We start from the raw sequence: 12380 nt of genomic DNA, 5'->3' as shown, positions 1-12380 counted from the left end.
CAGACACTTGAAGTTGTCTCATCCGAGTGACATCGCGGCATCTCCCAGCACACCTCCGACTGGCACCGAAAGACTGCACGTTGCCAGAGTGGTGACGCTCGCCTGTGGGGTTACGTGCATCTGTTCTTCACCGACCAGCGGAAGGTCTGGAAGGTCGGCCAGGTCGCTGGATTGAGTCAGGCAGAGCTGTCAGCTCTGTTCGCCCGGCGTCTGGTGCCTTCGGGTACGCCGATCCTGCTGGATGAAGCGATGCGCCCGGTCGAGCCGGTGTCGTCGTGGTTCCGGTCGCTGGCGCTGGAACGCAAGGACGCGAAGACGATGCGTTCGTACGCGTACTCCGTGCTGATGCTGCTGCACTTCCTGCTGGCGCGTGAGAGGGACCTGCAGTCGGTCACGGAGACAGACCTTCGGGAGTTTCGTCTGTGGCGGCAGGACGAGGCGGAGGAGGTGGTCGGTGACGCCGCCTGGGACCGGGACTGGGCTGCCATCGAGTCTCTTTACCGGTATCTGATCCGGATCGGTGTCGTCACCCGGCAGCCCTGGCGGGCGACACCGCAGCGTGACAACCTCGCCAGCAGAATCCGCCCTGACCTGCGCGTCCGGCATATGGAGCTTGACCAGTACCTCTACCTGAGGGACGTCGGATTCGGAGGACTGACTCCGGGCGCCGGACTGGATGTCTCGTTCCGGGGCTGGCGGCCCCACCGAAACCGCGCCGCCTGCGAGCTGGCGCTGATGACGGGGATGCGGATCCAAGAGTGGTCCACCTTGCTCCTGCCCGAGCTCGGTCTGGTGGATGGCCGGCGGCCGGCGTTCGCGGACGTCGAGCTGAAGGCTTGCGCCAAGTTCGGACGGCCGCGCTCGGTCTATGTCGCACCGGACCCGATGGAACTGCTCGGTCCCTACCTGCTGCTCGAACGTCCGGAGATCGTGGCGAGGGCCCAACGCTCACTTCGACGGCGGCACCGAGAGCTGTTCGTAATCCATAGCCTGGAGGCCGACGGCACGAGGGTCCGCGGGGTACTCGACGGCCGGACGATCACGCGCACGGTCAAGAACATGAAGCCGGACCTTCGGCGTCTAGCGGTGGTAGAGACCGGTGAGGGCCTCGATCCGCTTGCGCTGTTCATCGGTCAGGGCGGCAGGATGCTCACCTTCTCGGCTTGGGACAAGATCCGCTGGAGGGCCTGGGACCGGATGAAGGCGTGGGCCGGCGACCGGCACGCGCCGGTGCTGCCCAGGCGGTGCTGGGTCTACCACGACCTTCGGCACACCTTCGCCTTGCGACTATTGATCTTCCTGACGCGCGAGGCCCTGAACGACGCCGAGGACCAGGGACTGCCGATGTCCACGCTGCTGGACCACATGACCGGCAATCCGCTGCTGGTGGTCCAGCGCCGCCTTGGCCACGCACACCCGTCGACCACCTACCGCTACATCCGCTACCTGAAGGACCCGATGCGGGAGGTCGATGACGCCTTCCGCGAGTGGACGGCCGCCGGCGGCGCCTCCTACATCACGATCGCCCGCACCCTGATGGACTTGGAGGACGCTGGCCATGCCCCGACGCGGACACTACACCCGTGATTTCCCCGCTCCTGTTCCTCGCCCTGCGGCCCCGGCCCGGGTCGGCGTCCGCGAGGTGTCGACGGTCGACGGTCAGGGCCGCCCCCGGACGGTGACGTTCGATCCGGCACGCTTCGCCTGCGCGACGCTGGCGGGGGAACTCGCGAACGAGTGGGTGGAGTTGGTGGAGGACGCCCGTTACGGTCCGACCTCGGCGACGCACTACCGGCAGACGATCGAGGCGTTCTGCAAGCATGTCGATGCCACTGTTCCCCGGCCGCATCGGGCGAGTCTGGCGGGCACCGAGCCGGACCTGCATCACGCGGTGACGGAATGGGTCCGTCTGCTGCCCTCCCGGCACAGGCCCGGCTCGCGAAGTCCGTCCTGGCACGCGGGTCGGCTGAGGACGCTGATCGGGCGGCGGTCGCTCCACGCCGAGCGTGTGGTCGCCGGGCACATGCACGGCTGGCTCGAAGGGGCCCTGGGACTTCGCCGAGGGGAGACCACTGAGCTGGACGAGTTCTCCCGGGCCGACAGGAAGAAGATTGTCCAGGCCGCCTGGGCCGCCCGCTTGGACGTCGAGAGACGCCTCGCTCGCGGCTGGGAACTCTCAGCCCGCGGCCGTGATCCGCGCGAGGGCGGCTGGGCCGAGGAGGCCAACCTCCTGTGGGCGATCGCCCACGATGCCCTGAACTGCACGGAGATCAGCAAGGCCCTGCCGTCCTGGCGGGACATGCCGCCGAGCCTGCGGCAACTGGCACCGGCCGGCACCCAGCCGGTCGCCGCCAAGGTTGCTGTCGTCAGGGGCCTGGTGAGGCAACTGTTCCTGCACAACTCCGATCTGCAGGCTTACCGGATCTTGCTGATGGCAGCCACGGGCCGGGCCCCGGAGGAAGTGGCCGCGCTCACCGAGCACGACATCGAGTTCGGCTCCTCCAGCGTGACCATCGACTTCAGCAAGGGCCGGGCCCGCGCCCGAATGCGCCAGGCGTTCAGCACACCGGCACCGACGAGCCCAGCTCTGCTGCACCCGGCCCGGCCGCGGCTCGACGCCGGGGAGATCTGCCGTCGGCTGCTGGAACTGAACAGGCCGTTGGCCGAAAGGTTCGGTATCTCGCCTGTCCCGCTGTTCCTGCGGGCGGCAATGTTTTGGCCACAGGTCACACCCGCCAGGCTCGACCGGACGTCGACCTTCGCCGGCTGGCTGCAAGAGCGAGGGCTGTCCGTCGACGGACAGCCGGACATCCGGCGCCTGCGCAAGTCCAGCAAGGTCGAGAAGGCCATCACCTTCAAGGGCCGCGTCAGCGACATCGCCGACGACCATTCGGTCCAGACCTTCCACCGCCACTACGCGCACGGCACGACCTTGAAGGTGATCGCCGGCAGCGTGATCACCGCAGCACAGACGCGCTGGCTCGACAAAGCGGTGGCCGGTCCCGTCGTGCTGGGCGAGGAAGCCGAGCGGTCGCTGGGCCAGCCGGGTTCTGCCGCCGCCCTGGGGCTGTCGGAGGAAGAAGTGGAACAGCTGCGCACCGGGCAGCTCGACATGGGAGTCTCCAGCTGCAGGGACCCCTTCGCGTCTCCCTACGGACGCGCCGGCCAGCTCTGCCCGGTCGCTCCCACCCGCTGCCTCGAATGCCGCAACGCGTTCGTACTGCCCTCGAACCTGCCCCAGCTTCTGCTCTTCTCCGACCATCTCGAACGCCTGCGGCTGCGGCTGTCGCCTCAGCTTTTCCACACGCTCTGGGGACAGAGCCGCGCCAACGTCACCGAAGCGGTCAAGGCCCGCACCGACGCAGAGATCGCTCAGGCCCGCCGCCAGATCGCCGACGGCACAGCGGCCCTGCCTCTCCCCCTCTCGGCACACGTGGAGTTCGACGCATGACCAGCCGCCTGCCGCTCGCCCTGCCCGTCTCAATCTTCCGGGACGACGAACCCGTCATCCAGTCCCACCCCGTCCTGGAAGGCGCCTGTCCGCCACTGTTCGGCAACACCGGCTGCTGGGACCTGAACGGCATCGTCCGCAGGGCACCGAACCTGGCTGCCTGCGGCTTCCGCGTGCTCTTCCGCGAGCTGGACCCTCACTGGAATCTCCTGGCCCGCGAGATGGCCATGATCTGGTTCAACCCGCGCCACCCGGCCGTACTCGCCCGCGGGCTGCATCTTCCGCCCGACCCGGTGGCACCGCACACGGTCTCCCAGCGCATCGGACACCTGCGAGCCCTGCACGCCCACGGCGTCTCCCGGCAGCTTCCCCCATGGGTCGGCGACTGGCGCGACGACGACTTCAAGACCTACATCGAGCACCGCTGCCAGCAGGGCGAAGCGGCCAGCGCCACCGGACACGTCCACGTGATCAAGACCCTGCACCGTTTCCGGGGAACACTGGCCAGCAGCGGGCTGGCACGCGATCCCTGGCCCGACACCAGCACGAACGCCGTCGTCAACCATCCCACCGTCCCCGAACTGAAAACCCCTGTGATCCGGCCGGAGACATGGTTCCCGCTCGTCCGGGCCGCATGGGCGTACATCAACGACTTCGGCCCCGACATCCTGCGCGCACTCGATCACTGGAGCCGTCTCCAGGACGAAGCCCTCCCACTGTCCACGGCCGAGGCGGACACCCGCTTCACCGCGTGGGTCGCCGACCCCGGCAACAGGGTCCCCGTGCACCAGCTCACAGGGAAACCGACGGTGAACTGGCAGCTGCTGACCTTCCTGATGGGGTTGGAGTCCCGCAAGATGGCCTTCTTCACCAAGCAGAAGCGCATCGGCCTGGCCCGCCGGGCCATCGCTGAACGGCTCGTTGCCGAGGGCCGCATCCGCACCAGCCTGATCGACGGACTGTGCGAGGTGACCAGGCCGGACGGCAGCCGCGGCCCCTGGCACGACAGTCTCCAGCCCCGCGAACTCGCGGTGGAGTGCCTGGCCCTGCGCAATGCCTGCTATGTCTTCGTCGCCGCGCTGTCGATGATGCGTGACTGCGAGATCCGCGAGATCACCAAAGACGCTCTCACCGAGTACTTCGGCACCCCGGCGGTGAAGTCGGTCAAACGCAAGCTCGATCCCGACCTGCCCACCGCCCACTGGTGGATCATCGCACCGGTTGCCCAGGCCATCGAAACGGCCATGCACCTATCGATGAGCGACACCCTCGCCTTCGCGGCGGTCACCCCGCGCTTCCACGGCAGCGGCTTCACCAGCCAGACCGCCATCAGGTGCTTCATCCAGCACGTCAACCGTCACCGGAGCGTCACCGGTCTCGCCAAGATCCCTCCCAGCAAGGTCACCCCGCACATGTTCCGCCGGACCATGGCCATGCTCACCCGCGACTATCCCGGATCGGAAATCGCTGTCGGCATGCAGCTCAAGCACGCAGCCACCCGAGCCCTGGCCAACCGCTGGACCCAGGGCTACATGGATCACGACCCCTCCTGGGCCCGTCTCCTCACCACCGCCATCGCCGAACGCCGCCTCCAACGGCTGAGGGACCTCTTCGACGCCGACAGCCGCGGCGAGGCCATCGGCTTCGGGCCCGGCGCTGACCAGATGCGTTCGGCCTTCGCTGCCGTCAGGGAGAAGGCCGAAGCCCTCCGAGCGAACGGAAAGGCCCAGCGAGGGGACGTTCGCGTCGAACACGGCCTGCTCAAGCGCACGCACCTGTCGATCCGGTTCGGAAAGCTCAACCACTGCACCCTGGACGAGAACAACCCCGTCGGCGCGAAGTGCCTGGAAGACACCATCGTGCCCCCGGGACACCGAGGGCCGCTCATCGATCGTTGCCAGCCCGCACGCTGCAGCAACAGCATCATCGCCCCCGAACACCTACCGATCTGGAAGGCCGAGCACGATTCGCTGAGCCGGCTCCGTGACCAGCCACGGCTGCCCCCGAACCGCCGAGCTGCCATCGACGAACAGATCCGTGACGTCGAACTCGCCATCAGGAAGGCAGACGGCGCATGAGCGAGGCCCCTCGGCCCAAGGTCTCCGCGCGGGCTGAGAAGGCACTGCGAGAAGCTATGGAACGACTTCTCACCGGCCGACCGTCCCGCACCGACGGCAAGCTGACGAAGAACAACCTCTGGCGGGAGGCCGGCATCAGCCGAGCCACCATGAACCGCGCCACCGACGTGCTCGCTGACTGGGACGACCACATCGGCCAGAGCCCGGCAAGTCTCCACGACCAACGGCAAACGCAGGAGATCGCTGACCTTCGCCGCCAGCTCAAGAACAACCGGCAAGAGCGGCAGAAACTCCAGGACCAGGTCGACGCAGCCGCTACCGTCATCGCCGTCTTGCTCGCGGAGAACGCAGCCCTGCGCGAGCAAGCCACCAAACAATCAGCCGTCATCATCCCCCTCGACCGCACTCACTTCATTACGGAGTGAAGACCCCTTGGCCCTACAGGTTGTGCGCGCCCTTTTGTCAGCCATTAACGACACCTCAACGCGCGAACTCGGGGGCCTTCTCCGTAGGCAACGTGCGCATTGTTCGAAGCGGTGACAGAAAGTTGGGAAGGACACTCAGCGTCATACCCGCTGCACCAATCCACAAAGTGCCTGCCGCTCCGAACACGGAGCCCGAGGCTCCACCCAAAAGCCCACCGAGAGGTATGCCACCCCAGGAAACAAATCGAGCTGTTGCGCTCATCCGGCCCAGAAGCCGATCCGGCGTCAGGACCTGCTGGAGGCTTGACTGAGTCACCACTCGGACGACTCCCCCCATTGAAAGAGTCGCGAGTCCGATCGCAGCCACATACAGGCTCCAACCCGTTCGCGCCAACGGCATGAGCATGGTCAACGGACAGGTAACCAGCGACGCGAGCCAGATGACCGGACCTTGCCCGACCCACTTGGAGACCCTGGTTGCCAACAGTGCGCCCAGCAAGGCACCACAACCCATTCCGGAAAAAATGAGGCCGATGCCAAAGGACTGGAGACCTATCTCCCGCTCCAAAAAGACCAGCAACATGGTCTGATACATGACGAGGAAGAGGTTGAATATCGCATCCCCCAGCATGATCGCACGGAGGGTAGGGGACTTAATGACGAACTTCAGCCCCTCCTTGATCTCTCGGGCCAATTGAGGGTGATCACTCGGCTCAGGCTTCTGTTCGCGTTTCCGGATAGTGATCGCGAGCAGTCCTGACATAGCCATCCCTGCTGAACTCGCCAAAAGCGTTGCAGGAGCTCCGACCAGGCCGACCAGCGGCCCTGCCACCGTCGGCCCGCTGATACTGGTCACCGAGCGTATCGCCGACAGTTTTGAGTTTCCTTCCACGAGATTGCGGCGTCCCACCAAGTGCGGGAGATAGCTGACGTATGCAACATCGAAGAAGACAGTCAACACTCCGTGAATCAAGGCGACTGCATAGAGCCACCAGATGGTGAGAAGGCCCGCCCACCACGCCATCGGAACCGTCAAGAGGGACAGCGCGCGAGCGAGATCAGTGCTGACCATCACCGATCGCTTCCGCATCCGGTCCACCCATGCACCTGCCGGCAACCCGACCAGGAGCGACCCCGCCGAAGTCGTCGCGGCCAGTAAGCCCACTTGGAACTCGTCGACATGCAATGCCGCGATGGCAACCAGAGGCAAGGCCAAAAAGATGATGCGGTCGCCCAACTGACCGAGCGCAGTGGCAGCAAACAATCGTCCGAAGTCCTGATTACGTAAAAGGCCGAGCCGGGAGGATTTTGGCATGGCATACCCTACTGTCGAATTTCCGATGCATGTCTCATGGCTCCAACGGCTAAGGACGGCCGACTCCGAACTCGTAGACCACTTCCCGGCGCACGTCCGGAATGACCATGTCGGCCGTTTCCACCGGGCGTCCGTCCGTGTCGAAGATGGTCCGCTCGATCTGAAGCACGAGGTCCCCCACGCTGATCCCCAAGAGGTTCGCCTGCACCTGGGTGGCGCGAGCCGGGCGCGGCACCTCAACCACAGTCGCGATGACCACGCCAATCGAACGCATACGTTCTACCACCCCCTTTCCTGCAAAGGGCCCCATCTCGGGCAGCACAATCGGCGTTCCATCCGTGATAGCCATCGGCTCCCAGGATTCGGAAAGCTGGACGGGTTGCCCGTCGGCGAGGAACTCGTAATGCGTATTGACACAGAGGTCCCCAGGGCTGATGGCGAGTCGCTCGGCGATTGGCTCGGGGGCGGGGACGCGCACCTGACTGTGTGAATCCCAGGCGTCGGCCCTGCCCCGCTCCCTCCTATCGGGCCAAGGCCGGGAGCCCTCCCGGCGTTCGCGGTGCCGCGAGCGAACCAGCCGCAGGCGCTCTCGCGGCGTGCGGACGTAGGTGCCCGATCCGGCGCGTCCTTCGAGAAGACCGTCGATGATCAGACGGTCCATGGCCCTCTGCATGACGTTGCGTCCGACCCCGTACTCCACGGCGAGTCGTGCCCGCGACGGCAGGCGCTCCCCGATCTCCCACTCTCCCGAGAGGATCCGTGCGCGCAGCACGTCGGCTACTGCGAGGTACGGCGCCTCTCGGGGCATGGATGATCCTCCGGCTGTCCTGCCCTGCGGCAGCTGATCGTTCCCAGGGGGCGTTGGCAAGTTACTGCACCAGGAAAAAGCTGCTGGAGTAGAAATACGCTCCGAGTTCATGCGCCTACCGAGGTGGTCGGCAAGCAAACCACCTCGACCTGCTGATCGGCCGCCGGCCACCAAGGCGTGGACCCGGCATGCTGGTGCTGGGAAAACAGTCCGGTGGGACGACCAGCTTCTGCGGACACAGCGGATGCACGGGGCTGGAGGAACCCGAGAACTCCTGGCAGTCGAGCGCAGGCGGATAGGGAACCGTTACGGCGCGTCGTACCTGCTCGTGGCGCTCTGCACGGGGCGGATAACCGCCTTGCCGGAGTCAAGGTCTACAGAGCTGGGAGGTGCACCGGATTCGGCGTCGTCCCGGAGAACAAGTTGGCGTTCCCGCTCCTGTTGCACGTGTCGCTGTGACGGATGGAAGAGCTCGCCCCACGCCTCAGCAGTGGATGCTCCGCCACCGCCATGCCTGCGCCGCCAGCCGACCCACGTAAAGAGGAACAGCCATAGGCAAATGACGACACTGCCAGTCGCAAGGAGCAAGGGTTCTCGCCTTCCGGGCGCCGATGGTTCGTGCTGACAGTCTGCTGACCAGCGGGGTACGACCGCCAGTGCAAGCCGAGCCAATGACTTGGCGGTAAGAGAGGCAGCTCAGCCGCCGGTGTCTCATGAGACACCTCGCAGTCTGGAGAACGACGGCCAGCGCGCGGTCGTCTATCTGCCCGGGGACGGCAGTCTGCTGCTGCGCGCCCGCTCCGGTGCGGAGATCACCGCCGCGTATCCCGAACTGCGCCCGCTGGCGGGGGTCCTGGGCCGGGTCCCGGCGATCCTGGACGGCGAGGTACTGGCCCTCGACGAACACGGGCGGGCCGACTTCCAGCTGCTGCAGAGCCGGATGGGGCTGGCCCACTCCCCCGCGCGGGCGGCCCGGATGGCTACCCGGGTGCCGGTCCGCCTCGTGCTGTTCGACGTACTGCTCCTGGACGGCGACCCGCTGCTCGGGGTGGCCTACGCGGAGCGCCGGGCGCGGCTGGAGTCCCTGGCCCTCGACGGGCCGTACTGGTCGACGCCGGCGGCCGTCGTCGGGCACGGCGCCGAGGCGCTGCGGGCCACCCGGGAGAACGGTCTCGAAGGCGTGGTGTGCAAGCGGCTGGACTCGGTGTACGAACCGGGTGTGCGGTCCCGCGCCTGGATCAAGATCCGGAACATGCGCACCGAGGACGTGATCGTCGGCGGCTGGCTGCCGGGTCGGGGCCGGCTCGGCGGGCTGCCCGGCGCGGTGCTGGTCGGCCAGCGCGCCGCCGACGGACGGCTGCGGTACGTCGGCGGGGTGGGCACCGGCTGGAGCGAGGCCGAACGCACCGAACTGGCCGCGCTGCTGCGGGCCGCCGGGACCGACCGCTGCCCCTTCGACCCGGTCCCGCCGGTCGCGGGCGCCCGCTGGGTGCTGCCCCGGCTGGTCGGCGAGGTCGGCTACAGCACCCGTACCCGGGCCGGGCTGCTGCGCCAGCCGTCCTGGCACCGGCTGCGCCCCGACCTCGCACCCGAGGAGTCGGCGGCGGAGCTGCCCGGGGACCTCGCCTGAACCGACTGTTGGACGGGGCTTCACCGACGGGACGCCCACCACCTCTTGGCAAATCCTTGACCGAACGCGAAGCTGAACCGCCTTGCTCCCCACAGCAGTTGGAGGTTCCCGTGTCGTCACGGACGTTCCGCATCGGCCGCCGCAGATGGCTGACCGGTCTCGCCGGTGCCGCCGCCCTGGTCGTCGCCTTCCCCGCCGCCGCCTTCGCCGCCCCGCCGCAGGCGCTGCCCGCCAACGCCGAGACGGTCGAGAAGACGTACCAGCCGGCCTTCGACTACGACACCGACGGCTGCTACTCGACGCCCGCGATCGGTCCCGACGGCACGGTCAACGGCGGCCTCAACCCGACCGGCGCGCTCAACGGCCAGTGCCGGGACGCCTCCGACCTCGACAACACCAACAGCTACTCGCGCTACAAGTGCAACAACGGCTGGTGCGCCTACATGTACGGCCTGTACTTCGAGAAGGACCAGGCGATAGCCGGCAGCAGCATCGGCGGGCACCGGCACGACTGGGAGCATGTCGTGGTGTGGGTGCAGAACGGCCAGATCCAGTACGTGTCCACGTCCAACCACGGCTCGTTCACCGTGCACGCCGCGTCCACGGTCCGCTTCGACGGCACCCACGCGAAGATCGTCTACCACAAGGACGGCGTCAGCACCCACTGCTTCCGGCTGGCCAACTCCAATGACGAACCGCCGGAGAACCACAAGGGCACCTGGCAGTACCCGCCGCTGGTCGGCTGGAACGGCTACCCTGCCGGAATCCGCGACAAGCTGAGCGGCTACGACTTCGGCAGCGCCAACTTCGGCCTCAAGGACGCGAGCTTCGCCTCCCACCTCGGCTCGGCGAAGCCGTCGGGCATCTCCTTCGACCCCAACGCCTGACCGCGGTCAGGACGGCGGCCGGCGGTTCGGGGACGCGTACTGTACCCGGATCGCCGCGCGCCGGCGGGCGACGGCGCGTTCCCGTCCCCCTGAGCGGCGACCGACAGGATGTCGGAATCCACGGGCGTCACGAAGGTCTATCGTGTCCCCATGTCCGTGCCCGAGTTGATCCGTATCGTCTCCCGAGACTCACCGATGGCGCTCGCTCAAGTGGCCCGTGTCCGTGCCGAGTTGGCCGCCGTCCATCCGCATGTGCGCACCGAGGTCGTACCGGTGAAGACGACCGGTGACAAGTGGCTGGGCGATCTCTCCAAGGTGGAGGGGAAGGGCGCGTTCACCAAGGAGGTGGACGCCGCGCTGCTGGCCGGCGAGGCGGATCTCGCCGTGCACTGTGTGAAGGACGTGCCGGCGGACCGGCCGCTGCCCGCCGGGACCGTGTTCGCGGCGTTCCTGAAGCGGGACGACATCCGTGACGCCCTCGTCCACCCGGACGGGCTGACGCTGGACCAGCTGCCGGCCGGCACCCGGATCGGCACCTCCTCGGTCCGCCGGGTCGCCCAGCTGTCGGCCACTCACCCGCATCTGGAGTGCGTGCCGTTCCGGGGCAACGCCAACCGCCGGCTGGAGAAGCTCGCCGCCGGGGACGCGGACGCGCTGCTGCTCGCGCTGGCGGGTCTGGAGCGGATCGACCGTACGGACGTGGTCAGCGAGGTGCTGGACACGGAGACGATGATGCCGCCGATCGGAGCGGGCATCCTCGCCCTGCAGTGCCGGGAGGGCGACAGCGAGCTGATCGACGTGGTGAGCGAGCTCGGTGACCCGGACACCTACCGGGAGGCCACCGCCGAGCGGATGTTCCTGCATGTGCTGCAGGGGCACTGCAACAGCCCGATCGCCGGCTTCGCCCGGGCCGACCGCGGCGGTGAGCTGTCGTTGCGCGCCTGTGTGTTCACCCCGGACGGCAAGACCCGGCTGAACGCGCACGAGTGGGCGGGCCGCCTCGACCCGGCGACGCTGGGCACCTCGGTCGCCGTGGCGCTGCTGCGGCAGGGGGCGCGTGAGATCATCGACGGTATTCCCCACTAGGCGCTCCGCGGGGGGGCCGCCGGGGGGGGCGGGGGGCGTCGTTCGGCTGCGGCGGCATCGTGGCTGGTCGCGCAGTTCCCCGCGCCCCTTCGGGGCGCTAACGAACCGGGGAGATAGCGAACCGGGGCGCGTTGGTGCTCAGGGGGTGGTGGGGCCGGGCTCTGTCTGGTCCTTGAGGAAGGTGCTGACCTGGTGGGCGAGGCTGCCCGGGGTGGCGGTCTGGCAGGTGGTGGCGGTGGTGGACTCCAGGACTCCGATACCGCCGGCCCACAGGCGGCGGTCGGTCCACTCCTCGTCGACGCGCAGCTGGATCTGGATGTCGACCTGGGTGAGGGCGGCCTCCGGGCCGGCGGCGTAGAGGACGGCGGTGGCCCGGCGCAGCGGGTAGACGTCGAAGCCCTCGATGAACTGGGAGTTGCGCCAGTCGATGAAGGCGCCCTCGCCGTCGGGGCCGAGGCGGACGTCGATCTGGCCGTCCTCCAGCTGGACGCTGTAGTGGCCGGAGCCGCGGTTCTCGATGGTCACGCGAGCACTGAAGTAGGTGAGCCCGGCCGCGGCGTCGTCCCGGCCGCGCGGCGGCTCGGCCTCCTCCAGGCGGTGGACGCGGACCCGCAGACCGGCATGCTCGTCGTACTCGTGCCAGTCCCCGACCACGTTCGGCTCGTACACAGTGCCCCTCTCGACCCCCGCTGTTTATCTG

The 12380-nt window shown here is 67.7% G+C and carries 11 protein-coding genes; 7 read left to right on the top strand and 4 right to left on the bottom strand.

Annotated features, from left to right (window positions below; genetic code table 11):
* The first annotated feature begins 114 nt into the window (after positions 1-114).
* Genes ACGFZS_RS20045 through ACGFZS_RS20030 form a run of 4 tightly spaced genes read left to right on the top strand, consistent with a single transcriptional unit; the run spans position 115 to position 5954 of the window.
* The gene (locus ACGFZS_RS20045; protein WP_393668036.1) at positions 115-1587 is read left to right on the top strand and encodes a tyrosine-type recombinase/integrase; all 1473 of its coding nucleotides are present in this window, start codon (positions 115-117) and stop codon (positions 1585-1587) included.
* 55 nt (positions 1588-1642) lie between these two features.
* Positions 1643-3451 (top strand): hypothetical protein, encoded by a 1809-nt coding sequence (locus ACGFZS_RS20040; protein WP_393668038.1) that lies wholly within the window; start codon positions 1643-1645, stop codon positions 3449-3451.
* Positions 3448-5529, top strand: coding sequence for a hypothetical protein (locus ACGFZS_RS20035; protein WP_393796220.1), 2082 nt, complete (start codon positions 3448-3450; stop codon positions 5527-5529). The genes ACGFZS_RS20040 and ACGFZS_RS20035 overlap by 4 nt, the downstream gene beginning before the upstream one ends.
* 56 nt (positions 5530-5585) lie before the next feature.
* The gene (locus ACGFZS_RS20030; RefSeq protein WP_393668042.1) at positions 5586-5954 is read left to right on the top strand and encodes a hypothetical protein; all 369 of its coding nucleotides are present in this window, start codon (positions 5586-5588) and stop codon (positions 5952-5954) included.
* Between the two features lie 55 nt (positions 5955-6009).
* Here the strand turns inward: ACGFZS_RS20030 and ACGFZS_RS20025 are convergent, their stop codons facing one another.
* The 3 genes from ACGFZS_RS20025 to ACGFZS_RS20015 all read right to left on the bottom strand — a co-directional run bounded on the left by ACGFZS_RS20025 (position 6010) and on the right by ACGFZS_RS20015 (position 8665).
* Positions 6010-7269 (bottom strand): MFS transporter, encoded by a 1260-nt coding sequence (locus tag ACGFZS_RS20025; RefSeq protein WP_393668043.1) that lies wholly within the window; start codon positions 7267-7269, stop codon positions 6010-6012.
* A 49-nt stretch (positions 7270-7318) separates the two neighbouring features.
* Positions 7319-8077 (bottom strand): GntR family transcriptional regulator, encoded by a 759-nt coding sequence (locus ACGFZS_RS20020; RefSeq protein ID WP_393668046.1) that lies wholly within the window; start codon positions 8075-8077, stop codon positions 7319-7321.
* A gap of 306 nt (positions 8078-8383) precedes the next feature.
* A complete protein-coding gene (locus tag ACGFZS_RS20015) occupies positions 8384-8665 on the bottom strand; it encodes a DUF6191 domain-containing protein (protein WP_393796219.1) in 282 nt (93 codons plus the stop codon).
* Between the two features lie 118 nt (positions 8666-8783).
* Here ACGFZS_RS20015 and ACGFZS_RS20010 point away from each other — a divergent pair, with 118 nt between their 5' ends.
* From ACGFZS_RS20010 to hemC, 3 genes are all read left to right on the top strand, one after another.
* Positions 8784-9707 (top strand): ATP-dependent DNA ligase, encoded by a 924-nt coding sequence (locus ACGFZS_RS20010; RefSeq protein WP_393796218.1) that lies wholly within the window; start codon positions 8784-8786, stop codon positions 9705-9707.
* Between the two features lie 110 nt (positions 9708-9817).
* A complete protein-coding gene (locus ACGFZS_RS20005; protein ID WP_365682037.1) occupies positions 9818-10594 on the top strand; it encodes an NPP1 family protein in 777 nt (258 codons plus the stop codon).
* A 150-nt stretch (positions 10595-10744) separates the two neighbouring features.
* Positions 10745-11680: a hydroxymethylbilane synthase gene (hemC, locus tag ACGFZS_RS20000; protein ID WP_355727802.1), complete on the top strand. Its 936-nt coding sequence runs from the start codon at positions 10745-10747 to the stop codon at positions 11678-11680.
* A 138-nt stretch (positions 11681-11818) separates the two neighbouring features.
* Here the strand turns inward: hemC and ACGFZS_RS19995 are convergent, their stop codons facing one another.
* Positions 11819-12349: a hypothetical protein gene (locus tag ACGFZS_RS19995; RefSeq protein WP_393796217.1), complete on the bottom strand. Its 531-nt coding sequence runs from the start codon at positions 12347-12349 to the stop codon at positions 11819-11821.
* Positions 12350-12380: the final 31 nt, after the last annotated feature.

The organism is Streptomyces sp. NPDC048288 (assembly GCF_043201555.1).
Classification (GTDB): Bacteria; Actinomycetota; Actinomycetes; order Streptomycetales; family Streptomycetaceae; genus Streptomyces.
This window is presented reverse-complemented; position numbering and strand designations above follow the sequence as displayed.